Raw genomic sequence first — 24,234 nt, forward strand, 5'->3', positions numbered from 1 at the left:
GCCCTAGGCGCGGGTTGCCGCGATTCGGCCGAGCAGACCGTTGACAAAACCCGCCGAGTCATCGGTGCTGTGAACACGAGCTGATTCGACCGCCTCGGCGATGGCAACGCTGTCCGGGACCTCGTCGTTGTAGAGGATCTCCCAGATGCCAATGCGGAGCAGGGCACGATCGATCGCTGGCATTCTCGGGATGGTCCACCCCTGGGCGTAGGTCTCGATGAGTTCGTCGATCTCATCGCCGTGCTCGGTGACGCCGGTCACGATGGTGCGGGCGTAGTCCCACGAGGATGCGCGCTTCGTGTCCTCTGCGGCACGCATGGACTCAGCGGCGAGGACGGTGTTGATCGACTCCCCACGAACGTCTGCCCCGTAGAGCACGTCGAGGGCGCGCTTGCGCGCCTTGGTGCGAGCACCCACTAGTCGTTGACTCGTCCGAGGTAGCTGCCGTCGCGCGTGTCGACCTTGACCTTGGTGCCCTGCTCGAGGAACAGCGGAACCTGGATCTGGTAGCCGGTCTCGACGGTCGCAGGCTTGGTGCCACCCGTCGAACGGTCGCCCTGAAGGCCGGGCTCCGTGTACGTGATCTCGAGGACGACGGATGCCGGGAGCTCGACGTAGAGCGGGTCACCGTTGTGGAGCGCGATCGTCACGTTCTGGTTCTCGAGCATGAAGTTGGCCGCGTCCCCGACATTGGCGGGCGAGAGCGTGATCTGGTCGTAGTTGCCCAGGTCCATAAAGACGAAGTTGTCGCCGTCCTTGTACAGGTACTGGAAGTCGGCGCGGTCGACGGTCTCGACCTCGATCTTGGCGCCGGCGTTGAACGTGCGGTCGACGACCTTGCCGGTCATGACGTTCTTCACCTTGGTGCGCACGAAGGCGCCACCCTTGCCGGGCTTGACGTGCTGGAACTCGATGACGCTCCAGAGTCCGCCGTCCATGTTGAGAACGACTCCGTTGCGAATGTCAGCTGTAGAGGCCATGCGTATGTCAATCCGTTCGTTTGTAAACCAGCGGTCGAGTCTAGCCGAGACGCCGCTGGATGAGGTCCAGCGCGAGAAGGTACGAGTCGAAACCGAATCCGGCGATGACGCCCGTGGCGATCGCCGAGATCACGCTCGTGTGCCGGAACTCCTCGCGCGCGTGCGGATTCGAGAGGTGCACTTCGACGAGCAGCAGGCCAGCTTTTGTGACCAGAGCCGCGGCATCCCGGAGCGCGTATGAGTAGTGCGTGAACGCCGCGGGGTTCAGGATCACCGGCGACTGCGTGTCCACGGCCTCGTGAAGCCAACCGATGAGTGTCGCCTCGTCGTTGGTCTGGCGCAGGTCCATCTCGAATCCCGGCGCCAGGGTCTCCTCGAGGGCGACCCCGAGATCCTCGAGCGTCCCACTGCCGTAGACATCGGGCTCGCGGCTACCGAGACGCCCCAGGTTGGGGCCGTTGAGCACGAGGATGCTGGTCACGGAGCTGGTCACGATGTCGAGTGTATCGGCAGCCGCCCGGTGCGAACCGGCGCGACGGTCAGACCCCGACCTCCTGGTAGGCGGCGAAGAGCAGCGTCTCGTCGGGTCCTGCGAGAACCGTGGGCTTGCCCACCTCGTCCAGCACGATGAAGCGCATCATGCCCGCGCGTGCCTTCTTGTCGCGCTGCATCGTGGCGAGCAGCGTCTTCCACCGCCCCAGTGGGTAGTCGATCGGCAGCGTCAAGGACGAGAGGATGGCACGGTGCCTGTCGACGACGTCATCCGACAGTGACCCCGCAATCCTGCCGAGCTCAGCAGCGAAGACCATGCCAACGGAGATCGCGGCACCGTGACGCCAGCGGTACCGCTCGGCGTGTTCGATCGCGTGTCCGAGAGTGTGGCCGTAGTTCAGGATCTCCCGAAGTCCGGATTCCTTGAAATCCTCGCTCACGACCCGTGCCTTGAGCGCGACCGAGAGCTCGACGACTCGCCGGAACTCTGGTGTCGTCGGATCGGTCGCCCGATCGGGGTCCGCCTCGATGATGTCGAGGATCTCCGGCTCGCCGATGAAGCCGCACTTCACGATCTCCGCGAAACCCGCGAGGATCTCGTTGCGCGGCAGCGTGTCGAGCGTGTCCAGATCGACGACGACCGCCGCGGGCGCGTAGAACGATCCGACAAGATTCTTGCCCTCCGCCGTGTTGATCCCGGTCTTGCCGCCCACCGCGGCGTCGACGATTCCGGCAACGCTCGTGGGGCACTGGATGAGTCGCACACCTCGCAGCCACGTGGCTGCCACGAAACCCGCGAGGTCAGTCGTGGCTCCCCCGCCCAGGCCGATGACGGCATCCGTTCGGGTGAAGTCGGTCTGCCCCATGACCTGCCAGCAGAACGACGCCACCTCGATGCGTTTGGCATCCTCGGCATCCGGAACCTCGGCGAGATAGACCTCGTATGTCGCGAGCAACTGCTCCCGGAGCTTGACTGCCCGCGCGCCCAGAGTGGGGGGATGCACGATCAGCACTTTCGCGACGCGACTCCCCAGTTGTTCCTCCAGCGACCCGAGAAGCCCGTGGCCAATGATGACGTCGTAGGGATCGGTGCCGGTGACGGGGATCACCGTGGTGTTGTTCATGCTCGTGTCTCCAGCCAGCCGACGATGCGCTCGGCGACGGTATCCAAGGGGATGTGTGAGGTATCGATGGTCAGCGACGAGAGGCTGTCGTAGATGGGCTGTCGTGCCTCAACGATGGCCTGCCAGGCACCGATACCGTCGCGGAGAAGCGGGCGCTTCCCCCCGGCGATCCGGCTCTCGACAACGTCGGCGCTGATCGTCAGCTGCACGACCGGAAGCCCCTCGAGATCGGCCCTTGTTGCGGCATCCAGAACTGCTCCCCCACCGAGAGTCACGATCGCACGCTCCCCGAGTGCCGAGGCAACGGCCTCGCGCTCCCACGCCCTGAACTGGGTCTCGCCCAGTTCGTCGAAGATCGTCGCGATGGGGCCGTGGGCGGCGACGACACGGGCATCGGTATCGATGAGCGGGAGGTCGAGTAGGCGCGCGAGCCGCTTACCGGTGCGGGTCTTTCCTGCACCGGGAGCGCCGATGAGCACAACCGCAGCGCGCGATTCACTCACCCTGTGACGACCGTGCTGTCACGAGGGGGTCGGGAATCGATGCGAGGTAGGCCTCGAGGTTGCGGCGAGTCTCGCCCACCGAGTCGCCGCCGAACTTCTCGAGCACCGAGTTGGCGAGCACGAGGGCGACCATCGCCTCGGCGACCACGCCGGCCGCCGGCACGGCACAGACATCGGAACGCTGGTGATGAGCATCGGCCGCCTGGCCCGTCGCCACGTCGATGGTCCGCAGTGCATGCGGCACGGTCGAAATCGGCTTCATCGCCGCACGAACGCGCAGCAGGGTGCCTGTGCTCATGCCTCCCTCGGTGCCGCCTGCTCTATCGCTGAGGCGAGTGATGCCGTCGGGACCCATCACGAGCTCGTCGTGGGCCTCGGAGCCGCGGCGAGCCGCGGTCGCGAAGCCATCGCCGACCTCGACGCCCTTGATCGCCTGGATGCCCATGAGCGCTGCGGCGAGTTGCGAGTCGAGCCTGCGGTCCCAGTGCGTATAGGAACCCAGACCCGGCGGTACTCCGTAGGCCAGGACCTCGACAACGCCGCCGAGCGTGTCACCGTCGTCGTGCGCTCGATCTACCTCAGCGACCATGGCGAGGGAGGTCGCAGGGTCGAAGCAGCGCAGGGGGTCGGCGTCGAGGCCCGCGACATCCGTGGGAGACGGCAGGGCTGCGCCGTCCGGGACCCTCACCGTGCCGATCGACAGCGTGTGGCTGAGGATCTGGATGCCGAGTTCCGCGAGGAAGCTGCGAGCGACGGCGCCGAGCGCAACCCTTGCAGCTGTCTCCCGGGCGCTTGCGCGCTCCAGGACGTTGCGCGCCTCGGGGAAGTCGTACTTCTGCATACCGACCAGATCGGCATGTCCCGGCCGGGGGCGCGTGAGCGCTGCTCCCCTGCCCTTCGGCAGGGTCTCGAGGTCAACGGGTGTTGCACTCATCACGTCGACCCAGCGGGGCCACTCCGTATTGCCGATGCGCAGCGCGACGGGGCTTCCCATGGTGGCTCCGAAGCGGACGCCACCCGAGATCGACAGCTCGTCCTGCTCGAACTTCATGCGGGCGCCACGCCCATACCCCAGGCTCCTGCGATGCAGGTCCTCCTGGATGGCCTCGGGCGATACCGGAACACCGGCGGGAAGACCCTCGAGGATCGCGACCAATTCGGGACCGTGGGACTCTCCGGCCGTCAACCAACGAAGCATGAGTCAATCCTCCCATAAGCGACCCGACCGGTTTCGACACCAGCCGCGCTCATCACCTCAGGAGAGCGCGCCGCGCATCGCCGCGATTACGGCGGGCTCGTCGGGAAGTGCACGCTCGAGATCCCCGGAGACGAAGATCCTCACTTGACCCACCGCCTGATGAACCAGCAGGTCGTATCCGGAGATCACCCGTCCCCCTGTCTCGCCCCATGACGTGGCCAACTGAGTGGGCCACGGGTCGTAGGCAACGTCGAACAGAACGGATGCCTCACGCACAGCCTCCGGGAAGACGAGGTCGTTCCCGCCGCCCGGAACGGTCGAGATCACGGCATCCGGTATCCGCAGGGAGCGATCTGATACTCCCCACGCTCGCACGGTCACGTCGATGCCCTCGCGCTCACCGAGTTCGGAGAGCCCAACCGCACGCTCGGGTGTGCGGGCGGAGACGAGAGCGCTCGAGGCACCCAACTCCACTGCCGCAACGAGCAGGGACGCAGCAGTCGCGCCCGCACCGAGGATGTGAACCGTGTCGAGCGATTGCACACCAGCCTCGCGGAACGCCTCGACAGCGCCACGCACGTCGGTGTTGAATCCGCGCACGCCCTCCTCCGTCAGCAGAACCGTGTTCGCCGCCCCCACGCGGTCAACGAGCGGGTGACGCCAGTCGAGGAGCGGAAGGATGTCTCGTTTCAGCGGCATCGTCAGTGAGAGTCCGCGCCAGCTCTCGTCAAGGTGTGCAACAAACTCGGGGAGACGCTCGCCCGTCATCTCGATGGCGCTGTATTTCCACGGCAACCCGAGCGCGCGGTAGGCAGCGGACTGGATCGCCGGTGACAGGGAATGGTGGATCGGCGAGCCGAGAACGGCAAGCCTCGTGCGTCGCGAGCTAGCCACAGTAGGCGGCGTTCTCCTCGCTGGCCTGGCACCAATCCCGTAGCTGCTGCGCGGCGGCCTCGTGCTGATCGACCGTCTCGGAGAAGACGGTTTCCCCTGTCGCGAGGTTGATCGGCACGAAGAAGAGCCACGGACCGTCGGCGGGGTTCAGGGCAGCCGAGATCGCGTCGTCGCCGGGCAGACCGATCGGTCCGATCGGCAAGCCCGGGTTCGCGTAGGTGTTGTACGGGTTCGAGGCGTCCGCACGTTCGGCATCCGTCGTCCACACGGTGTGAAGATTTCCGGTTCCGTAGGCCACCGTGGCGTCGGACTCGAGATTGATCCCCTGGTCGATGCGGTTCTGGAAGACCCGCGCAACCTTGTAGAAGTCGTCGATGTTCCAGCCGGCCTCGCGCTGGATGATCGATGCCTTCGTCAGCACCTCATGCCGCTGCTCCGGCGCGACACCGAATGCGTCGAGGTGCTCGAACATCGTGTTGACGAGCAACTGCAGGATCTCCTGCGCGCTCTCGCTCCCGCTGAGTTCGTATGTTGCGGGGAAGAGATAGCCCTCGAGCGACGGCGCTTCGGCGGGCACGCCATAGGCCGTGGGATCGGCGGCCGCGGCCTGGACCTCCTCGAGCGGAATGCCGGTCGTCTCGGCGATGATCTCGAGGGCGTCGGGCAGAACCGAACCCTCGGTGAGCAGCAGTTCGCTCGTGACCTTGTTGGCCGGGTCCTGCAGCGCGCTGACGGCGGACTCCGCGCTCATCTCCTCCTGGAGGCGCCAGTTGCCGGGGATGAACGAGACGTCCGGATTCTCGACGAGATAGTCGTACACGGCGTCGAACGTCATGGTGACGCCCGCCTCATGCAGCGTCTTCGCCACATCAGCGCCAATGTCACCCGAGCGCACGGGCACGATCACCTCGACGCCGTTGCCCGCCGTCGTGTAGTCGTTCGGGAGCTGCCAACCCATGAGCTCGCGGATCTGCTCCTCGTAGTTCGCCCAGCCGTACGCTGCGACACCGCCCAGACCACCCACGATCAGGACGATCGGGAGCGTGATCCACAGCCAGAGGAGCCTGCGCTTGCGGGGAGGGCGCCCGTAGTTGCCGCTGTTGTCACCGCGACGACCGCGACCAGAACCCCCGTCATCCGATCCGCCACCGCCACGACGTCGCCCCTCGGTCTCCCGCAGTGCGCGGCGACTGGAGGGCGCGGTCTGAACCGCAGCGGGAGCGGCCTGCGTGCCGAGCGACGATGCAGGGCCCTGCGAATCGGTGGGAGTCGTACCGGCGAACAGCGAGTTGAGGGGATCGGAACCCGGCGCCTGCGCCGTGACCGGTGTGGTGGCTGCGGGTGGCTGTGATACCGCGGGAGGCTGCTGCTGCGGCGCAACCGCCTCCTTGGGCTGGAAGATGTCCTCCCAGCTCGGTTCGTTGGCCATCAGGCTCCTTCGTCCGGGTCAATCAGGGCGCCGGGAGGCCGTTCGGCCGAGCGCTCCGAGTCGAGGGCGTGCTGAAGAATTATAACGGCGGCCACCTGGTCGACGACTGGGCGGAAGCTGCGACTACTCCGACCGGATGCTCGGAGCGCTGCGTGGGCCGACACCGTCGAAAGCCGTTCGTCCACCGTCCTGACCGGTGCGAGCCGCTCCGCTGCGAGAGCGTGAGCGAACGCCAGCGCGTCCTCGGTCGATGCCGTCTGGCGGCCCGACAACGCAAGCGGAAGCCCCACGATGATCTCGATGGCTTCGACCTCACGCACGATCTCGCCGAGACGCCTGAGGTCGCCATCTCCGCGCGGGATGGTCTCCACCGGCGTTGCGAGCATCCCGTGCAGGTCACTGCGCGCCACACCAATACGTGCGGTGCCGACGTCGACTCCGAGTCGCACGCCGGGACGCATGCTCAGGAGACTCCAGCGATCACCGCATCGAGCGCAGCGGGGATTGCTGCGGCATCCGACCCGCCGCCCTGCGCGATGTCGTCCTTGCCACCACCGCCACCGCCGAGAACCCCAGCGGCCGCCTTGGCGAGAACGCCGGCGCGGATGCCAGCACCCCTGGCGCGCTCGTTGGTGGCAACGATCACGGCGGGCTTGCCACCGGCGACAGCGGCCAGCGCAACGACAGCCGGGGCGTCACCGAGCCGCTCACGAACACCCGTGACGAGCGACCTCAGGTCGTCGCTACTCGGGACCTCGCCGATGAACTCCGCGACCACCCGCGTTGACCCGACAGTCTGCGCAGTCTCCACGAGTGCCGGAATTCGCTGGGCGAGCTGGCCCTGCTCGTACTGGGCGATCTTGCGCTCGGCTGCCTTGAGGTTCGCCACGAGCTCCGCGATCCGGTCGGGAAGCTGTTCACGCGGGGTCTTGAGACTCGACGTCAGCTCCGAGACGATCGCCCGCTCCGCGGCCAGGTCACGGAATGCATCGAGACCGACAAGGGACTCGATACGGCGGTTCGCCGAACCGACGGACGACTCGCTCACGAGGTTGATGAGACCGATTTCCGACGACCGCTCGACGTGGGTACCGGCACAGAGTTCGAGCGACCAGGGGCCACCGATCTCAACGACACGAACGGTGTCGCCGTACTTCTCGCCAAACAGCGCCATCGCTCCCAGCGCCTTCGCCTCGTCGAGGTTCATGATGCGGGTCGTGACCTCGAGATTGTCGCGCACGGCGTTGTTGGCGACCTCCTCGATCTCCGACTTCGTCGCGGGAGACAGCGCCTGGTTCCATGAGAAGTCGAGGCGCATGAAGCCCGCCTTGTTGTACGAACCTGACTGGTGGGCCTCCGGGCCAAGAATCTGGCGGAGCGCGGCGTGGATGAGATGGGTGGCGGAGTGCGCCTGGGTGGCACCACGGCGCCAGTCGGGGTCGACGAGCGTCGTTGCGGCGTCTCCCACGCCCACCTCGCCACTCGTGACCTGGACCTTGTGGCTGATGAGTCCCTTCACGGGGCGCTGCACATCGAGCACTTCGAGCTCGAAGCCCGAGCCGACGATCGTGCCGGCATCCGCTTCCTGGCCACCGGACTCCGCATAGAGCGAGGTCTCGGCCAGGATGACCTCGGCGATCTGTCCTGCCGTCGCGCTCGACACCGACGCGCCATCGACGATGAGGCCGAGGACCGTCGTATCTGTGGTGAGGTACTCGTATCCCGTGAACGCGGTCTCACCCTGCGCACGGAACTGGCTGTACACCGAGAGATCGGCCAGGTGCTGCTTGCGGGACTTGGCATCCTCCTTCGCGAGCGTGCGCTGACGGTGCATGAGCGCATCGAAAGCGTCCCGGTCGACCGAAAGGCCTGCCTCCTCGGCGATCTCAAGCGTCAGGTCGATCGGGAATCCGTAGGTGTCATGAAGCAGGAACGCGGTGTCGCTCGGCAGTTCCTTGTCGCCGGCCTGCTGTGTGCGAGCGACCGCGACGTCGAGAATGGTAGTGCCGCTCGCGAGTGTGCGGAGGAAGGTCTCCTCCTCGCCCAGCGCGAGACGCGAAATGCGGTCGTACTCCGTGGAGACCTCGGGGTACTGCGCCTTCATGGCGTCGCGCGAGGCGGGGAATAGCTCGGCGAACGTGGGTTCCTCGACACCGAGCAGTCGCATCGCCCGGACGGTGCGGCGCAGCAGACGGCGAAGGATGTATCCGCGGCCCTCGTTCGTCGGTGCGACCCCGTCGGACATGAGCATGAGGCTCGAGCGCACGTGGTCGGCGATGACGCGCATCCGGACATCGTCGTCGTGGTTGTGGCCGTACTTGCGACCGGAGAGCTCTGCGGCCATGTCGAGCACGGGGCGAACCTGGTCGATCTCGTAGAAGTTCTCGACACCCTGCTTGATGAAGGCGACACGCTCCATGCCCATACCGGTGTCGATGTTCTTCTTGGGCAGTTCTCCGAGGATCTCGAAGTTCTTGCCCTGGCCCTCGCCACGGAGGTACTGCATGAAGACGAGGTTCCAGATCTCGACGTAGCGGTCGTCGTCGGTGGCGGGACCACCATCGACACCGTACTTCGGGCCGCGATCGAAGAAGATCTCCGAGCAGGGGCCGGCGGGACCCGGCTGGCCGGTCGACCAGTAGTTCGTGTCCATCTCCAGCCGCTGGATGCGCTCATCCTTCAGTCCGGCGACCTTCTTCCACAGGTCGATGGCCTCGTCGTCGTCCTTGTAGACGGTGACCCAGAGATCCTTCTCGTCGAAGCCCAGTCCCCCCTTGGACTCCTCGGACGTCAGCAACTCCCACGCGTAGGAGATCGCGCCCTCCTTGAAGTAGTCGCCGAAGGAGAAGTTGCCGTTCATCTGGAAGAACGTGCCGTGCCGAGGCGTCTTGCCGACCTCCTCGATGTCGAGGGTACGGATGCACTTCTGAACGCTCGTCGCGCGCGGGAACGGCGGCGGCACGAGGCCAGTCAGGTACGGAACGAACGGCACCATTCCGGCGACGGTGAAGAGAAGCGTCGGGTCGTCGCTGACGAGCGAGGCCGAAGGAACGATGGTGTGGCCGCGGTCACCGAAAAAGGTCAGCCAGCGGTTCTGAATGTCGGCGGTCTGCATGGGGTCCCGATTGTGTGTGTTCGGGGATTACCCCGGGGCGAGCGAATGAGCGGTTAGCGTGAGCGCTTGAGGTCGGCGATGGCGTCTTCGGCCTCGGCGACTGCGGCACGCAGCTCCGCCTCGCGCGCCTTGTAGCCGTCCACGACCGCGCTGCTGAACTCGCGCGCCTTCGAGTCGACGTCCTCGAAGAACTTTTTGCCCTCCGGCGTCTTGGAAACCTGGTGTGCGACGACGAAGCCGATGGCCACGCCCGCAAGAACGAGAAGTGCACCCTTCATGTGTTGCTCCCTAGAGATGAGGCAGGCCCTCTGGCCTGAAGCGGCAACGGTCGGATGACCGGATGAACCGTATCCAGCTTACTTCGTTCGAGGCGCCGACTTCCGGCTCGGGCGAAGGCCACCGATGGCCGCACGAACACCCGCCGAGAACCCCGCGATCTTGATCAGGGGGCCGCCCACGGTCGCGGCGAACAGCGCAACGAGGGATGACACGTTGCTCGTGGCCTCCTCGACGCTGCTGGTGATGGCATCCACCCTGGCGATCTGCTTGTTGGTCTCGCTGATCGTGGTCGTCGCCTCCTCCAGCAGAGGCGTCACGTTGTCGCTGAGCTCCCGGATCGCCGTGCTCGTCTCGTCGAAGACGCGACCGAGCTTGATGAGCGGAACGGCGAGGAGGCCGACGAGGACCGCGAAGATCCCTGCGGCGATCAGGCCTGCAATGTCGCCACCGGTCATTGAAGATCTCCTTAAGACACGAACGGGCCGCCCGAAGGCGACCCGTTCAGCGTAGTACGAGGGATTAGCGAGCTGCGTAGTACTCGACGACGAGCTGCACTTCGCAGGTCACGGGGACCTCGGCGCGCTTCGGGCGACGGACCAGGCGAGCCTGGAGCTTGTCGAGCTCGACCTCGAGGTAGGCCGGAACCTTCGGCAGGACGTCGGCGTGACCGCCGGCGGCCGCAACCTGGAACGGCTCCATGCCTTCGCTCTTCTCCTTGACGTGGATGAGCTGGCCGGGCTTGACGCGGAACGACGGGCGGTCGACGAGCTGGCCGTCGACGAGGATGTGGCGGTGAACGACCATCTGGCGAGCCTGGGCGGTCGTGCGGGCGAATCCGGCACGGAGCACGAGGGCGTCGAGACGCATCTCGAGCTGCTCGACGAGGTTCTCACCGGTCAGACCGGCGGTCTTGCGAGCCTCCTCGAACTGGATGCGGAGCTGCTTCTCGCGGATGCCGTACTGCTCGCGCAGACGCTGCTTCTCGCGGAGACGAACGGCGTAGTCGCTGTCGGCCTTGCGCTTGGTGCGGCCGTGCTCGCCGGGAGCGTAGGGGCGCTTCTCAAGGTACTTCGCCGCCTTAGGCGTGAGCGCGATACCGAGAGCGCGGGAGAGACGGACCTTACGACGGTCCTGGGACTTCGTGGGCATACTGGAGCCTTTCATCACATGGCCGCGACTATCACGGCTCATGAACGTGCATCGCTCCCCCACTCGGAATCGGCGCGCACGTCGGGGCACTCCGCGAGTGAAGAGGGGGTGGGATGTGTCCGACATCCAGTCGAACCCAGTAACCCTAGCAGAAACCGGGCTTCACCACGATCCGCGGAGCCACGATCCCCAGAGCTACGATCCACGCAGGATCGCGCGCAGCTTCTCCAGCCGCGCGGCGATGTCCCGCTCGTTGCCGTGGTTGGTGGGTGTGTAGTACTGCGTACCGACCAGTTCGTCAGGGAGGTACTGCTGCTCGGCAACTCCGAAGTCGGTGTCATGCGAGTAGATGTAGCCCTTGCCGTGGCCCAGTCGCTTGGCCCCGGGATAGTGCGCATCGCGGAGGTGGAGGGGCACCCTGCCGATACGGCCAGCCCTGACATCCGCTATCGCTTGATCGATCGCGAGGTACGAGGCGTTCGATTTCGGTGCGGTCGCCAGGTACACGACAGCCTCCGCGAGGGGTATTCGCCCCTCCGGCATCCCGATCAGCTGGACGGCATCCGCCGCGGCCATCGCTATGACGAGCGCCTGCGGATCGGCCATGCCGATGTCCTCGGCGGCACTGATAATGACCCGCCGTGCGATGAACCGAGGGTCCTCGCCCGCCTCGATCATCCGGGCGAGGTAGTGCAGGGCAGCATCGACGTCCGACCCCCGCACGGACTTGATGAAAGCGCTGATGACGTCGTAGTGCTCGTCACCCTGCCTGTCGTAGCGCAAGAGTGCACGATCGACCGCGAGAGCCACGAGGTCGGCCGTGATCACCGGGGGTTCGTCACCCTCGCTCGAGGCCAGTGCGGTCTGGGCCGCGGCTTCGAGTGCGGTGAGCCCACGCCGCGCATCCCCGGACGACAGCCGGATGATCGCGGCGCGCGCCTCATCCTCGAGTTCGATACGTCCTTTGAGACCGCGTTCGTCGACGAGTGCACGATCGATGAGCAGGCCGAGATCGTTGTCGTCGAGCGTGTGCAGCGTGAGGAGGAGCGAGCGGGAGAGCAGCGGCGAGATCACGGAGAACGACGGGTTCTCGGTAGTGGCGGCGACCAGGATGACCCACCCGTTCTCGACGCCCGGCAGCAGCGCGTCCTGCTGCGCCTTGGTGAAACGGTGGATCTCGTCGAGGAACAGGACTGTCGAAACGCCGTAGAGATCTCGGGATGACAGGGCCTCCTCCATCACCTGGCGCACGTCGCGCACGCCAGCCGTGACGGCGGAGAGCTCCACGAACTTGCGTCCGGAGCTTGCAGCGATGGCCTTTGCCAGGGTCGTCTTGCCCGTTCCGGGTGGTCCCCACAGGATGATCGAGACGGAACCCTGCGAACTCGGGTCCTCCTTGGCGAGAGTCACGAGGGGGCTGCCGGGGCCGAGAAGATGCTGCTGTCCGACCACCTCGTGGAGTGTTCGGGGGCGCATGCGCACCGCCAGCGGGGTGGCGCCGGAAAACAGGCCAGGCTGCGCATCCATGTCGCAATGGTAACCGCGACCCCCGACGCGGTTTTGCTCGGGCAACAACCATCGTCGTAAGGTTCACTGGTCCCCTCATTGCGCCCAAGGAGCACCGTGGCCCCCAAGAAGAGCAGCGCCCGTGAAGAGCGCGAGGCGCGCGAGCGCCTCCGTCGATACAACGCACGTCAGGCGGTTCACGAGAATCAGCAGAAGCGACGTCGCCGCGACAACATCGTCGCCGTCATCGGCGTCATCGCCATTGCCGGCGTCGCAGCAGCGCTCCAGTTGTTCTACTTCAACGGCGGCCCTGGCACACCCACACCCACGCCGTCCGCGTCTCCGTCCAGCGCCGTGAGCGCTGACGTGCCCGCAGCCGACTTCGCCGAGCCGCGCCTGTACGAGGGAACCCTCGTTCTGAACGACGACATCTCGCTGGGTGTGACGCTCGATGCGACAGTCGCCCCCCAGGCCGTCTCGTCGATCCTCGCGGACACTTTGAGCGGCTACTACGTCGGCAAGTCCTGCCACCGCCTCGTGAACGGTGGATCGGCTGGCCTCCTGCAGTGCGGTGCTCTCGACGCTGAGGGCACGTCCGATCCGTCGTACACGTACGGACCCATCGAGAACGCGCCAGAGGACAACATCTACCCGGCGGGAACGATCGCGGTCGCACGAGTCGCGGATGACGCGTACAGCAACGGCCACCAGTTCTTCATCGTGTTCCGCGACACCACACTTCCCGCGGACTCAGCGGGTGGCTACACGGTGGTCGGCAACATCAGCGACAACCTCGACGACCTGATCGCCGCGATCAGCGATCTCGGCACGGCTGACGGCTCCGCTGACGGGCCTCCCCTCGTTCCCACCACCATCTCGAGCTTCTCGATCCAGTAACCACTCCGGCCGGGTGAAACGGGTGTCATAAGCTATGACCGCCCGAAGCATCCGCCCGGGCACAGGCAGGCAGGGTGATCCACGTGACTGACCAGAAGACCCCATGGGGCCGTGTCGACGAGACCGGCACGGTCTACGTTCGCGAAGCCGACGGTGAACGGGCTGTCGGCTCGTACCCTGATGGCACCCCGGAAGAGGCCCTGGCCTACTTCGAACGCAAGTTCACCGAGCTCGCTGGCCAGGTGACGCTCCTCGAGCAGCGCGTGAAGCGTGGGGCATCCCCCTCTGATGTCTCGAAGGCCGTCGCAACCCTCACCGCGACTGTCACGACGGCGAACGCCGTCGGGGACCTGCAGTCGCTGGCGACACGCCTCGAAGCACTCGGTGGCGCCGTGACCGAGCTCACCGAGAAGCAGCAAGCAGAGGCCAAGGCGGCAATCGCCGCCGCGCTCGCGGAACGTGAGGCCCTCGTCGTTGAGGCCGAGAAGCTTGCGGCGCAGGATCCTGCCAAAGCCCAGTGGAAGACTGTGACGGCCCAGGTTGATGACCTGTTCGCGCGGTGGCAGAAGCAGCAGACCGAGGGGCCTCGACTCCCCAAGGGCGAGGACAACGACCTCTGGAAGCGATTCCGTGCCGCGCGCACGACGATCGACTCCCACCGTCGGGCATTCTTCGCTGAGCTCGACAGCCAGCACCGCGATGCGCGCAACGCCAAGCAGGCTCTCGTCGAGAAGGCCGAAGCTCTCGCTTCCAAGGGTCCGGACGGCATCCCGGCCTACCGTGCCCTCCTCGACGAGTGGAAGCTCGCGGGTCGCGCTGGCAAGAAGATCGACGACTCGCTCTGGGCCAAGTTCAAGGCCGCCGGCGACGTGCTCTACGCCGCCAAGTCCGAGATCGACGCGCAGGAGAACGCGGAGTTCGACGCGAACCTCAAGCTCAAGCTCGAACTGGTTGCCGAGGCCGAGGGCATCCTGAAGATCACGGATCGCGCCAAGGCCAAGGAGGCACTGTTCTCCGTGCAGAAGCGTTGGGACGCGATTGGCAAGGTACCCCGCGACCAGGTCAGAGTGATCGAGGATCGTCTTCGCAAGGTCGAGAACGCCGTCCGCAAGCTCGACGAGGAGCACTGGCAGAAGTCGAACCCCGAGCGCCAGCAGCGCGAGCAGGGCTTCCTCGGACAGCTCAACGAGGCGATCGCGAAGCTCGAGCAGGAGCTCGCCGACGCCAAGGCCAGCGGCGACAAGAAGAAGATCGCCGCCGCCAAGGAGGCTCTCGACGCGCGCAAGGCGTGGCTGGGTGCCCTCTCGTCATAGCGGATCGCCCGCGTCTCATCCCCAGCTCGGGTTCTCCACCGACGTTGGACGACGATGAGATTCAGGACTCCCGCAGGTCCATGATGGGCGGATGCACCTGATCCTCACGTCGACGGACCTGCCCCTGGCAGAGCTCAGTGCCATGCGGCTGGACGGTGAGCTCGTCGCGGTCGATCGTTGGTACGCACCGTTCGACGACTTCCCGACAGAGCGCCAGCGGGCCGCTGCCCTGTTCGACGGACTTCCCGATCGCCTCATCGCAGAACGCCGAACCGCGGCCTGGGTGTGGGGCGCCGTCGACACTCCCCCAGCACCCCACGAGTTCTGCACCGCACACGACGCACGGGTAACACGGAGGCCAACCCCTCATGTCGTGATCCGGGAGGTGGTGCTCGGTCCTGCCGATACGGTGACGATCTCCGGGCTCGCGGTGACGACCCCCCAGCGCACGGCAGCAGACCTCCTGCGGTTCACCGAGTCGTGGTCCCCGAGGGACCGTGAGACAACCCGCCGACTCTTAAGCATCGGCAGCGTCTGCGAGCAGGATGTCCTCGACGAGCTGAGCCGCCACAAGCTCCCGCACAAACGCCGGGCTGTCGAACGACTACGGGAGTGCGTTAGCCCGAATTGACGCGATACACGTCGTACACCGCGTCGATACGCCTGACGGCATTGAGGACGCGGTCGAGATGCGTCGTGTCACCCATCTCAAACACGAACCTGCTCAGGGCGAGCCGCTCGCTGGACGTCGACACGGTCGCCGAAAGAATGTTGACGTGGCTCTCGCTGAGCACTCGGGTCACGTCGGACAGCAACCCCGGCCGGTCCAGCGCCTCGACCTGGATCTGCACGAGGAAGACACTCTTGGAACTCGGCGCCCACTCGACATCGATCATGCGCTCAGGCTCCTGCATGAGGGAACCGACGTTGTGGCAGTCGCTGCGGTGCACCGAAACTCCGGCACCGCGCGTGACGAAACCGACAATCTCGTCGCCCGGGACCGGCGTGCAGCACTTCGCGAGCTTCACGAGGATGTCGGGAGCGCCGCGCACGAGCACGCCGGAGTCGCTGTTCTTCAGGGCCCGACTGCGCGCCTTGGGAACAAACGTAAGGTCGTCCTCGTGCTCGTCCTCGCTGACGAGGGATGTCACGACCTTCTCGATCACGGACTGCGTCGACACGTGCCCTTCGCCGACAGCCGCGTAGAGGGCGGACACATCGTCGTAGCGCATCTGCGCCGCGACCTCGGCGAACGAGTCCTGGCTCATCAACTTCTGCAGGGGAAGGTTCTGCTTGCGCATGGCGCGAGCGATGGCATCCTTGCCCTGCTCGATAGCCTCCTCGCGACGCTCCTTGGTGAACCAGGCCTTGATCTTGTTGCGCGCGCGGGTGCTCTTGACGAAGGCGAGCCAGTCCTGGCTCGGGGCAGCATCCGGGTTCTTGGAGGTGAAGACCTCCACGGAATCGCCGCTCTGCAGCTCGCTCTCGAGGGGAACCAGTCGACCGTTGACCTTCGCGCCCATCGTGCGGTGACCGACCTCGGTGTGCACCGCGTACGCGAAGTCCACGGGGGTCGCACCAGCGGGAAGACCGATGACCTTGCCCTGGGGTGTGAAGACGTAGACCTCCTTCGCGCCGATCTCGAACCGCAGGCTGTCGAGGAACTCGCTCGGGTCGTCGGTCTCCGCCTGCCAGTCGGTGATGTGGGCGAGCCACGCCATGTCGGCATCACCGTGCGATGCGTTCTGGTCGTCACCGCGTCCACTTGTGACGCGGTCCTTGTACTTCCAGTGGGCTGCAACGCCGAACTCGGCACGCTGGTGCATCTCGTTCGTGCGGATCTGGATCTCCACGGCCTTGCCCTGCGGACCGATCACCGTGGTGTGGAGCGACTGGTAGAGGTTGAACTTGGGAGTGGCGATGTAGTCCTTGAAACGGCCGGGAACCGGCATCCACCGGGCATGGATGGAGCCGAGCACCGCGTAGCAGTCGCGCACCGAATTGACGAGCACGCGGATACCGACGAGGTCGTAGATCTCGTCGAACTCGCGGCCGCGCACGATCATCTTCTGGTAGATCGAGTAGTACTGCTTGGGTCGTCCGACGACGGAGCCCTTGATCTTGGAGGCCTTCAGGTCGTCATTGACGGCGTCGATGACCTGTTGCATGAACTGCTCGCGCTGCGGCGTGCGCTTGCTGACAAGGCTTTCGATCTCGACGTAGAGCTTGGGGTGCAGCACTGCGAAAGAGAGGTCCTCGAGCTCGAGCTTGATCGCCTGGATTCCCAGTCGATGAGCCAGGGGGGCGTATATCTCGAGCGTCTCTGTCGCCTTGCGCGTGGCGGAGGCCTCCTCGACGAAGCCCCAGGTGCGCGCGTTGTGCAGGCGGTCCGCGAGCTTGATGACGAGAACACGGATGTCCTTGGACATCGCCACGACCATCTTGCGCACCGTTTCCGCCTGTGCGCTGTCGCCGTACTTGAGCTTGTCGAGCTTGGTGACGCCATCGACGAGCATGGCGATCTCATCGCCGAAGTCAGCACGCACCATGTCGAGCGTGTAATCGGTGTCCTCGACAGTGTCATGCAGGAGCGCGGCAGCGACGGTCTTGGTGCCGATGCCGAGATCCGCGAGGATCTGCGCCACCGCGACCGGGTGGGTGATGTACGGCTCGCCGCTCTTGCGCTTCTGACCACGATGGGCCTTCTCGGCAGCAGTGTAGGCACGCTCGATGAGGGCGATGTCGGACTTCGGGTGGTGCATCCGAACGGTCTTGATCAGGCGATCGACGGCACCGGCAGGCTGGGCACGGGAGAACAGCCGAGGGAGCAGGGTGCGCAGCGAAGCGGTGCTCTGTCCCGTCTCCGTCATGCCCCCACCTCCTGAACCAATTCTAGTTCTTCGGCGCGGAGCATCCCGCGACGCACGCTGCGCCCAGGACCTCGAGCGACAGCATGCGGAGCGACGTCAGCGTGCCGCGATCAGCGGACAGCTCCAGCGGTCGTGCGCGGTGCGGACTTCTTCTTGTCCTCCTTGCGCACGATCGTCTCACCCTGTCGCATCCACGCGTAGAGCGGGGCCGCGATGAAGATCGTCGAGTACGTGCCAACGAAGATTCCGATGAAGAGCGCGAGCGCGATGTCACGAAGGGTCCCAGCACCCAGCAGCACGGCACCGATGAAGAGAATGGATGCCACGGGCAGGAGCGCCACGATCGACGTGTTGATCGACCGTACGAGCGTCTGGTTGACCGCGAGGTTCACGGACTCGCCGAACGTGCGCGACGTGCCCTCCGCCGTGTTCTCACGGATCTTGTCGAAGACCACGACCGTGTCATACAGCGAGTACCCGAGGATCGTCAGGAAGCCGATGACGGCGGCCGGCGTGACCTCGAATCCGACGATGCCGTAGACACCCGCAGTGATGATGAGGTCGTGCAGAAGGGCGATGATCGCCGCGGCCGACATCTTCCAGGTGCGGAAGTAGAGGGCCATGATCGCGGCGGCGAACAGGAGGAAGACGCCGAGCGCGGTCAGCGCGGATCTGGTGATGTCCGATCCCCAGGTAGCACCGATGAAGGAGTAGGTCACATCCTCGAGGGGGACGTCGTAGGCCTCACCGAGCGCGTCGCGGATCTCCTGCGACTCCTCGGTGGACACGAGGTCCGTCTGCACGCGGATGGAGTCGCCCCCGTTGACGACGGAAACGCGGGTGGCGGCGTCCGGGACAACCTCAGCCACGGCATCCTGCGCGAGCGACTGGTCGACCTCGGCCGGATTGCTGACCGTGAACTCCGAGCCACCGGTGAACTCGATACCGAGCACGAAACCACCGCGAAGGAACGTGCCTCCGATGGCGACGACGATCGCGATGATGGCGACGGTGAACCAAATGCGCTTCTTGCCGACGAAGTCGAACGAGCGCTTTCCCGTGTAGAGGTCGTTACCGAACTGGGAGAAGCTTGCCATCAGGAGTCCTTCCCTTCGCTCGAGGCTGAAGATCCTGCGGCCTCGGCCGCCTTCCGCTCGGCAATGGTCTGTCGGCGCGCTGCCTCACGGCTGCTCTTCGCCTTCTTGGTGTCGGGAACGCCAACCGGGTCGCGGAACTGGGCCCGTCCCCGGTACACCGCGCCGAGGGCCTGCGGATCAAGCCCACTGAGGCGGTGCCCACCACCGAAGAACTTGGTCCTCGCGAGGAGCTGCAGCATCGGATGTGTGAACAGCGAGACGACGAGAAGGTCAACGATCGTCGTGAGACCGAGCGTCAGCGCGAATCCACGGACGTTACCCACCGCGAGGATGAAGAGAATCGCCGCGGCAAGGAAGTTGACCGCATCGGACGCGAGGATCGTGCGGAATGCACGCTTCCACCCGGCTTCGACGGATGACTCGAGGCTCTTGCCGTCACGAAGCTCGTCACGGATGCGCTCGAAGTACACGATGAACGAGTCCGCCGTGATACCGATGGCGACGATGAGACCTGCGACACCGGCGAGCGACAGTCGGTAGCCCTGTCGCCACGACAGGATCGCGATGAGCAGGTAGGTGATGAGCGCCGCGATGAGGAGGGACGCGATGGTGATCGAGCCGAGCGCACGGTACTGGATGAGCGAGTAGACGATGACGAGCGCAAGTCCGATAGCACCCGCGATGAGTCCGCTGAGCAGCTGGGATGAACCAAGCGTCGCCGAGATCGTGTCGCGGCTCTGGACCTCGAACCCGATGGGGAGGGCGCCGAACTTGAGCTGGTCGGCGAGGGTCTTCGCGGATTCCTGCGTGAATGAGCCGGAGATCTGCGGACGACCGTCCTGGATGACGCCCTGCGTCGTCGGAGCCGAGATCACGCTGCCGTCGAGGACGATCGCGAAACGGTTGCGCGGGTCAGAAACGTTGGGGTCGGTCCCGAGGTAGCCGTAGAGCCTCTTGGTGACCTCGGCGAACTGCTGCGTGCCCTGCTCGTTGAAGGTGATGAAGACACCCCACTGGCCGGTGCTCACGCCCTGTGAGTTCGTTACCGGACCGCTCGTGGCATCCGAGATCTCCTCGCCCGTGACCTCGACCGGGCCGAGGATGAACTTCTCGATGCCGTCCGTGCTGCACGTCACGAGGGGCTGGTCGGCCGGGGCAACGTTCGCGTTGCTCTCCTCGAGCGTGGAGCAATCGAAGTTCTGGAACTCATCGAGAAGCGCGGGCGACACCCAGCTGGGGTCACTCGCGTCCGTCGGGGACGCGGTCAGCTCTGTCGAGAGCGGTTCGGGGTTCTCCGCCTCGGGTGTCGGCGACGGCGAGGCCGTCGAGTCGTCCCCACCGACGGAACTGTTCGCTGCAGCATCCGTGAAGATCACGGGACGGAACTCGAGCTTTGCCGAGGACTCGATGCGGGCGATCGTCTCATCGTCGGGCACACCAGGGATCGCGACAACGATGTTCTGCGAGCCCTGCGTGCTGATCTCCGCCTCGGAGACACCGCTCGCGTCGATACGCTGACGGATGATCGACACAGCCTGGTCGAGTTGCTCCGGTGAGACGGTCTCCCCGCTCTCGAGCCGGGGAGCCAGGATGATCTGCGTTCCACCCTCAAGGTCGAGCGCGAGTTTCGGGACCCACGAGCCTCCACCCCACAGCACTCCGGCGCCGTTGATGGCGATGAGGCCCACGATGATGACGCCTAGCCAGGTGAGTGAACGCCACGCCTTTCGGACGGGTGTAGATCGTGCCACTGGGATGTCTCAGCTTTCTGTGCGTTGCGGGACGCTTCGTCGCGTGCCCACCGTGAAGTGCTGGCTCCGCACTGCGGGGCCAGCAACCAAGGCTAGTGCTACTCGGAGGCCTTCTTTGACGAACCGGGCTTCTTCTCCGGCTCGACACGCTCACCATAGGCGGGCTCGTCGCTCTCGGCGGCTGCTGCGGCCTCGCGCTCGGCAGCCTCGCGGTTTGCGATCTCCATTGCCTCCTCGACTGAGCGGGGCTCGCCCGGCTCACCCTCGGCGACGTCAACGGTCTTCGCGAGAGTCTGCTTGTGCACAGTCACGAGCACACCAGGACTGACCTCGAGAACAGCTTCGTTCGTGATGTCATCCACCGAGACGAGAGTGGCGAAGAGGCCGAAGCTGGTCATGACGCGAGCACCCGGAACCATCTTGGTCTGCAGCTCTTCCGCCTGCTGCTTGCGCTTGCGGCTGTTTCGGAACATGAAGAACACGAGCACCGCCAGGATGGCGAGCATTCCAATAGTTAACGGATCCATGAGGGGCACCTTCCAGGTGAAGTTCTCCGGCACTCGGCCGAGTTACGGTTCGCAAGTCTAAGTCGAGTTATCTGCGCAACCGCCCCTAATCATAAGTCATCACCGAAGAGACCAGGCGTTCCGGTTGCCGAGGCCGGCGGCTGGAGCTTGAAATGTCGCCAGGCTTCACGCGTGGCTACCCTGCCCCGCGGTGTGCGCGTGAGAAGGCCGATCCGCACGAGGAAGGGCTCGACAACGGACTCGACGGTCTCCGCCTCCTCCCCCACTGAGACCGCAAGGGTGCTCAGCCCGACCGGGCCACCGCCGAACCGAAGGAGAACAGTGTTCATGACGGCACGGTCGAGTCGGTCAAGCCCGAGTTCGTCCACCTCGTAGAGCTCGAGCGCAGCCCGCACCGACGACAGCGTCGGGCCGCCGCCGTGAACGAGCGCGTAGTCGCGCACTCTGCGCAGCAGACGATTCGCAATGCGCGGAGTTCCTCGGCTGCGACGGGCGATCTCGGATCGCGACTCCGGCGACAGGTCGAGGTCGAGGAGTCGCGACGCCCGTTCCAACACCTTCTCGAGCTCGGACTCGTCGTAGAACTCCATGTGGGCCGTGAAACCGAAACGATCACGCAGGGGGTTGGGGAGCAGTCCTGAACGTGTCGTGGCGCCCACGAGGGTGAAGGGTGCGAGATCGAGCGGGATGGACGTCGCACCGGCCCCCTTGCCCACCATGATGTCGATGCGGAAGTCCTCCATGGCGAGGTAGAGCATCTCCTCCGCCGAACGTGCCATGCGGTGGATCTCGTCGATGAAGAGAACCTCGCCGGGCACGAGGGAGGACAGGACGGCGGCCAGGTCGCCCGCGTGCTGGATGGCGGGGCCACTCGACATGCGCAGCGGACGATCACTCTCGTGCGCGACGATGATCGCGAGCGTCGTCTTGCCCAATCCGGGAGGACCTGCGAGCAGGATGTGGTCGGGGGTGCGGTTCTGGAGTGCTGCGGCCTTGAGCAGGAGCTCGAGCTGGCCGCGCACCTTCGACTGCCCCACGAACTCGGCAAGCGAGCGGGGTCGGAGCGCGCCTTCGAAAGCGATCTCAAGATCGGACTCCGGCTCCTGCCGCACTACGGAATCGGGGTCCACGTCAGCTCCTCGGTCCCAGTGATGCGAGCGCGAGCCTCAACAGTGAGGCAACAGTTTCGGAATCGGGCGAGGATGCCGCGGCGAGGGCGTCCTCGACGGCCTGGGCGGCCACGCGCTCCGGCCATCCGAGCCCGACGAGCGCGATTGTGACGCTCTCCCCCACCGACACTGCCGCTGGTGCGCTCCCTGCCGGCGTCCGTGGCCTTGTGATCGCCAGCTTGCCGGCGAGTGAGACGACGATGAGCTTCGCCGTCTTGGGACCGATACCCGACACCTTGCGAAACGCCGCGTCGTCCTCGATTGCGATCGCGTGGGAGATCTCCGCCGGACTCATGGCCGCCAGAACCCCCAGCGCGCTCTTGGGACCGACACCCGTCACACCGCGCAGGAGGTCGAACACCTCGAGCTCCTCAGCGGTGCCGAACCCGTACAACGAGAGGTCGTCCTCGCGAACGATCAGAGCCGTGAGGACGAGCGCCTCCTGTCCCGCGCGAAGAGTGAGGGCATGCTGGGGCGTGACCGTGATCGCGAGACCGACGCCCCCGACCTCGATCACGGCACGAGTACCGGCAGCGTGCAACACGGTGCCCCGCACCGACGAGATCACGAGCCAACCCTCCTCTGGTTCTTCTCCGCGTCACGCCACGCGCGCTGCGCAGGAGTCAACGTGCGCACCTCGGCGCCCGTGCGAGTCTCACCGGATCGCCAGGCGTGGCAGATGGCCAGTGCGAGGGCGTCAGAGGCATCCGCTGGCTTGGGCACCTCGGCGAGCCGGAGCACGCGAGCCACCATGGTGCCCACCTGTCGCTTGTCCGCTGCACCGTAGCCCGTGATGGCTGCCTTCACCTCACTCGGAGTGTGGAGCCCCACCGTGAGGCCGCGTGCCGCCGCGAGATGCAGGGCGACGCCGCTGGCCTGCGCCGTCCCCATCACGGTTCGCAGGTTGTGCTGTGCGAAGACACGCTCGATCGCCACGGCGTTCGGTGCGAACTCGTCGAGCGCACGCGAGATCCCACTCGCAATGAGGAGCAGGCGCTCCTCCAGCGCAAGATCGGGAGGAGTGCGGATGACGTCGACGTGCACGAGCGTGGCTACCCGCGTCGACGAGACATCCACGATTCCCACACCGCACCGCGTGAGCCCAGGGTCAATTCCGAGGACTCTGCGTGTCATGCCCCTAGTCTTCGTCCAATTCCGCCTGAACCTCGGGCGACACGGCGAAGTTCGAATAAATGTTCTGGACATCGTCCGAATCCTCGAGGGCGTCGATGAGTCGGAAGACCTTACGCGCGGTCTCCGCATCGATGTCCACGCTCAGGCTCGGAACGAACTCCGACTCCGCAGAGTCGTAGTCGATACCCGCGGCCTGGAGGGCGGTGCGCGCCTCCACGAGCTGGGATGGATCCGTGATGACCTCGAACCCGCCGCCCTGGTCCTTGACCTCCTCGGCGCCGGCCTCGAGAACCGCCTCGAGAATGGCATCCTCGGTGACATCATCGGTCTTCGTGATCGAGATGACGCCCTTGCGGTGGAAGTTGTACGCGACGCTACCGGGGTCGGCGAGCGTGCCTCCGTTGCGCGTCATCGCCGTGCGGACATCCGCGGCCGCGCGGTTCTTGTTGTCGGTAAGGCACTCGATCAGGAGAGCGACGCCGCTGGGGGCGTAACCCTCGTACATGATCGTCTGGTAGTCGACGCTCTCGCCCGTGAGCCCCGCACCGCGCTTGATCGCGCGATCGATGTTGTCGTTCGGGACAGAGGTCTTCTTCGCCTTCTGAACCGCGTCGACGAGGGTCGGGTTACCGGAGAGATCCGCGCCGCCGATCTTGGCTGCGACCTCGATGTTCTTGATGAGTTTGGCGAACGACTTGGCACGGCGCTGATCGATGATCGCCTTCTTGTGCTTGGTCGTCGCCCACTTGGAGTGGCCTGACATGCCCACCATCCTAACGAAGGGCTCCCGTGCCCTCGTGCCGTAGC

At 65.6% G+C, this 24,234-nt stretch carries 25 protein-coding genes; 3 read left to right on the forward strand and 22 right to left on the reverse strand.

Going from position 1 to position 24,234, the window contains the following annotated elements:
• Window positions 1–3: 3 nt before the first annotated feature.
• The 14 genes from nusB to HDC94_RS09760 form a co-directional block, all read right to left on the reverse strand.
• Window positions 4–417, reverse strand: a complete 414-nt coding sequence (gene nusB / locus HDC94_RS09695) for a transcription antitermination factor NusB (RefSeq protein WP_179497058.1) — start codon at window positions 415–417, stop codon at window positions 4–6.
• Window positions 417–980 carry an elongation factor P gene (gene efp, locus HDC94_RS09700; protein WP_179497060.1) on the reverse strand — a complete coding sequence of 188 codons (564 nt, stop codon included), beginning with the start codon at window positions 978–980 and terminating at the stop codon, window positions 417–419. Before efp ends, nusB begins: the two co-directional genes overlap by 1 nt.
• Window positions 981–1,020: 40 nt before the next feature.
• On the reverse strand, window positions 1,021–1,461 hold the full coding sequence (locus tag HDC94_RS09705; protein ID WP_179498999.1) for a type II 3-dehydroquinate dehydratase: 441 nt from the start codon (window positions 1,459–1,461) through the stop codon (window positions 1,021–1,023).
• A gap of 58 nt (window positions 1,462–1,519) precedes the next feature.
• Complete coding sequence (gene aroB / locus HDC94_RS09710) at window positions 1,520–2,596, reverse strand: 3-dehydroquinate synthase (RefSeq protein ID WP_179497062.1); 1,077 nt, start codon at window positions 2,594–2,596, stop codon at window positions 1,520–1,522.
• Window positions 2,593–3,099, reverse strand: coding sequence for a shikimate kinase (locus tag HDC94_RS09715; protein WP_308495689.1), 507 nt, complete (start codon window positions 3,097–3,099; stop codon window positions 2,593–2,595). Before HDC94_RS09715 ends, aroB begins: the two co-directional genes overlap by 4 nt.
• Window positions 3,092–4,297, reverse strand: coding sequence for a chorismate synthase (gene aroC / locus HDC94_RS09720; protein WP_179497064.1), 1,206 nt, complete (start codon window positions 4,295–4,297; stop codon window positions 3,092–3,094). The genes HDC94_RS09715 and aroC overlap by 8 nt, the downstream gene beginning before the upstream one ends.
• A gap of 57 nt (window positions 4,298–4,354) precedes the next feature.
• A complete protein-coding gene (locus HDC94_RS09725; protein WP_179497066.1) occupies window positions 4,355–5,191 on the reverse strand; it encodes a shikimate dehydrogenase in 837 nt (278 codons plus the stop codon).
• Window positions 5,184–6,620 carry an endolytic transglycosylase MltG gene (mltG, locus tag HDC94_RS09730; RefSeq protein ID WP_179497068.1) on the reverse strand — a complete coding sequence of 479 codons (1,437 nt, stop codon included), beginning with the start codon at window positions 6,618–6,620 and terminating at the stop codon, window positions 5,184–5,186. Before mltG ends, HDC94_RS09725 begins: the two co-directional genes overlap by 8 nt.
• Window positions 6,620–7,081, reverse strand: coding sequence for a Holliday junction resolvase RuvX (ruvX, locus tag HDC94_RS09735; protein WP_179497070.1), 462 nt, complete (start codon window positions 7,079–7,081; stop codon window positions 6,620–6,622). The genes mltG and ruvX overlap by 1 nt, the downstream gene beginning before the upstream one ends.
• A gap of 2 nt (window positions 7,082–7,083) precedes the next feature.
• Window positions 7,084–9,735 carry an alanine--tRNA ligase gene (gene alaS / locus HDC94_RS09740; protein ID WP_179497072.1) on the reverse strand — a complete coding sequence of 884 codons (2,652 nt, stop codon included), beginning with the start codon at window positions 9,733–9,735 and terminating at the stop codon, window positions 7,084–7,086.
• A 53-nt stretch (window positions 9,736–9,788) separates the two neighbouring features.
• Window positions 9,789–10,013, reverse strand: a complete 225-nt coding sequence (locus tag HDC94_RS09745) for a hypothetical protein (RefSeq protein ID WP_179497074.1) — start codon at window positions 10,011–10,013, stop codon at window positions 9,789–9,791.
• A gap of 78 nt (window positions 10,014–10,091) precedes the next feature.
• Complete coding sequence (locus HDC94_RS09750) at window positions 10,092–10,469, reverse strand: DUF948 domain-containing protein (RefSeq protein WP_179497076.1); 378 nt, start codon at window positions 10,467–10,469, stop codon at window positions 10,092–10,094.
• A 64-nt stretch (window positions 10,470–10,533) separates the two neighbouring features.
• Entirely contained in the window at window positions 10,534–11,163 is a 630-nt protein-coding gene (rpsD, locus tag HDC94_RS09755; protein ID WP_179497088.1) for a 30S ribosomal protein S4, read from the reverse strand.
• Window positions 11,164–11,358: 195 nt separating this feature from the next.
• Window positions 11,359–12,690, reverse strand: a complete 1,332-nt coding sequence (locus tag HDC94_RS09760) for a replication-associated recombination protein A (protein ID WP_179497090.1) — start codon at window positions 12,688–12,690, stop codon at window positions 11,359–11,361.
• 96 nt (window positions 12,691–12,786) lie between these two features.
• Here HDC94_RS09760 and HDC94_RS09765 point away from each other — a divergent pair, with 96 nt between their 5' ends.
• The 3 genes from HDC94_RS09765 (at window position 12,787) to HDC94_RS09775 (ending at window position 15,510) form a co-directional block, all read left to right on the forward strand.
• On the forward strand, window positions 12,787–13,566 hold the full coding sequence (locus tag HDC94_RS09765) for a peptidylprolyl isomerase (protein WP_179497092.1): 780 nt from the start codon (window positions 12,787–12,789) through the stop codon (window positions 13,564–13,566).
• An 83-nt stretch (window positions 13,567–13,649) separates the two neighbouring features.
• On the forward strand, window positions 13,650–14,879 hold the full coding sequence (locus HDC94_RS09770; protein ID WP_179497094.1) for a DUF349 domain-containing protein: 1,230 nt from the start codon (window positions 13,650–13,652) through the stop codon (window positions 14,877–14,879).
• A gap of 91 nt (window positions 14,880–14,970) precedes the next feature.
• Entirely contained in the window at window positions 14,971–15,510 is a 540-nt protein-coding gene (locus HDC94_RS09775) for a hypothetical protein (RefSeq protein ID WP_179497096.1), read from the forward strand.
• Here the strand turns inward: HDC94_RS09775 and HDC94_RS09780 are convergent.
• The 8 genes from HDC94_RS09780 to HDC94_RS09815 form a co-directional block, all read right to left on the reverse strand.
• Window positions 15,497–17,749, reverse strand: coding sequence for a bifunctional (p)ppGpp synthetase/guanosine-3',5'-bis(diphosphate) 3'-pyrophosphohydrolase (locus HDC94_RS09780; protein ID WP_179497098.1), 2,253 nt, complete (start codon window positions 17,747–17,749; stop codon window positions 15,497–15,499). The two genes, HDC94_RS09775 and HDC94_RS09780, sit on opposite strands and share 14 nt — an antisense overlap.
• 110 nt (window positions 17,750–17,859) lie before the next feature.
• Window positions 17,860–18,846: a protein translocase subunit SecF gene (gene secF, locus HDC94_RS09785; protein ID WP_179497100.1), complete on the reverse strand. Its 987-nt coding sequence runs from the start codon at window positions 18,844–18,846 to the stop codon at window positions 17,860–17,862.
• Window positions 18,846–20,597: a protein translocase subunit SecD gene (gene secD, locus HDC94_RS09790; RefSeq protein WP_179497102.1), complete on the reverse strand. Its 1,752-nt coding sequence runs from the start codon at window positions 20,595–20,597 to the stop codon at window positions 18,846–18,848. Before secD ends, secF begins: the two co-directional genes overlap by 1 nt.
• 98 nt (window positions 20,598–20,695) lie before the next feature.
• Complete coding sequence (gene yajC, locus HDC94_RS09795) at window positions 20,696–21,124, reverse strand: preprotein translocase subunit YajC (protein WP_179497104.1); 429 nt, start codon at window positions 21,122–21,124, stop codon at window positions 20,696–20,698.
• A gap of 89 nt (window positions 21,125–21,213) precedes the next feature.
• Window positions 21,214–22,254 carry a Holliday junction branch migration DNA helicase RuvB gene (gene ruvB, locus HDC94_RS09800; protein WP_308495690.1) on the reverse strand — a complete coding sequence of 347 codons (1,041 nt, stop codon included), beginning with the start codon at window positions 22,252–22,254 and terminating at the stop codon, window positions 21,214–21,216.
• A gap of 1 nt (window position 22,255) precedes the next feature.
• Window positions 22,256–22,861: a Holliday junction branch migration protein RuvA gene (gene ruvA, locus HDC94_RS09805; protein ID WP_179497106.1), complete on the reverse strand. Its 606-nt coding sequence runs from the start codon at window positions 22,859–22,861 to the stop codon at window positions 22,256–22,258.
• Window positions 22,858–23,427, reverse strand: coding sequence for a crossover junction endodeoxyribonuclease RuvC (gene ruvC / locus HDC94_RS09810; RefSeq protein ID WP_179497108.1), 570 nt, complete (start codon window positions 23,425–23,427; stop codon window positions 22,858–22,860). Before ruvC ends, ruvA begins: the two co-directional genes overlap by 4 nt.
• 4 nt (window positions 23,428–23,431) lie before the next feature.
• Entirely contained in the window at window positions 23,432–24,190 is a 759-nt protein-coding gene (locus HDC94_RS09815) for a YebC/PmpR family DNA-binding transcriptional regulator (protein WP_179497110.1), read from the reverse strand.
• Between the last annotated feature and the right edge of the window lie 44 nt (window positions 24,191–24,234).

Source organism: Leifsonia sp. AK011, from assembly GCF_013410945.1.
In the GTDB taxonomy this organism is placed as follows: Bacteria; Actinomycetota; Actinomycetes; order Actinomycetales; family Microbacteriaceae; genus Rhodoglobus.

What these genes read in the sequence shown, in the direction of transcription:
- efp (WP_179497060.1), bottom strand. Translation starts at nt 980, where the DNA reads ATGGCCTCTACAGCTGACATTCGCAACGGAGTCGTTCTCAACATGGAC.
- aroB (WP_179497062.1), bottom strand. Translation starts at nt 2,596, where the DNA reads ATGAACAACACCACGGTGATCCCCGTCACCGGCACCGATCCCTACGAC.
- aroC (WP_179497064.1), bottom strand. Translation starts at nt 4,297, where the DNA reads ATGCTTCGTTGGTTGACGGCCGGAGAGTCCCACGGTCCCGAATTGGTC.
- mltG (WP_179497068.1), bottom strand. Translation starts at nt 6,620, where the DNA reads ATGGCCAACGAACCGAGCTGGGAGGACATCTTCCAGCCCAAGGAGGCG.
- ruvX (WP_179497070.1), bottom strand. Translation starts at nt 7,081, where the DNA reads ATGCGTCCCGGCGTGCGACTCGGAGTCGACGTCGGCACCGCACGTATT.
- alaS (WP_179497072.1), bottom strand. Translation starts at nt 9,735, where the DNA reads ATGCAGACCGCCGACATTCAGAACCGCTGGCTGACCTTTTTCGGTGAC.
- HDC94_RS09745 (WP_179497074.1), bottom strand. Translation starts at nt 10,013, where the DNA reads ATGAAGGGTGCACTTCTCGTTCTTGCGGGCGTGGCCATCGGCTTCGTC.
- HDC94_RS09750 (WP_179497076.1), bottom strand. Translation starts at nt 10,469, where the DNA reads ATGACCGGTGGCGACATTGCAGGCCTGATCGCCGCAGGGATCTTCGCG.
- rpsD (WP_179497088.1), bottom strand. Translation starts at nt 11,163, where the DNA reads ATGCCCACGAAGTCCCAGGACCGTCGTAAGGTCCGTCTCTCCCGCGCT.
- HDC94_RS09760 (WP_179497090.1), bottom strand. Translation starts at nt 12,690, where the DNA reads ATGGATGCGCAGCCTGGCCTGTTTTCCGGCGCCACCCCGCTGGCGGTG.
- HDC94_RS09775 (WP_179497096.1), top strand. Translation starts at nt 14,971, where the DNA reads ATGCACCTGATCCTCACGTCGACGGACCTGCCCCTGGCAGAGCTCAGT.
- HDC94_RS09780 (WP_179497098.1), bottom strand. Translation starts at nt 17,749, where the DNA reads ATGACGGAGACGGGACAGAGCACCGCTTCGCTGCGCACCCTGCTCCCT.
- secF (WP_179497100.1), bottom strand. Translation starts at nt 18,846, where the DNA reads ATGGCAAGCTTCTCCCAGTTCGGTAACGACCTCTACACGGGAAAGCGC.
- yajC (WP_179497104.1), bottom strand. Translation starts at nt 21,124, where the DNA reads ATGGATCCGTTAACTATTGGAATGCTCGCCATCCTGGCGGTGCTCGTG.
- ruvC (WP_179497108.1), bottom strand. Translation starts at nt 23,427, where the DNA reads ATGACACGCAGAGTCCTCGGAATTGACCCTGGGCTCACGCGGTGCGGT.
- HDC94_RS09815 (WP_179497110.1), bottom strand. Translation starts at nt 24,190, where the DNA reads ATGTCAGGCCACTCCAAGTGGGCGACGACCAAGCACAAGAAGGCGATC.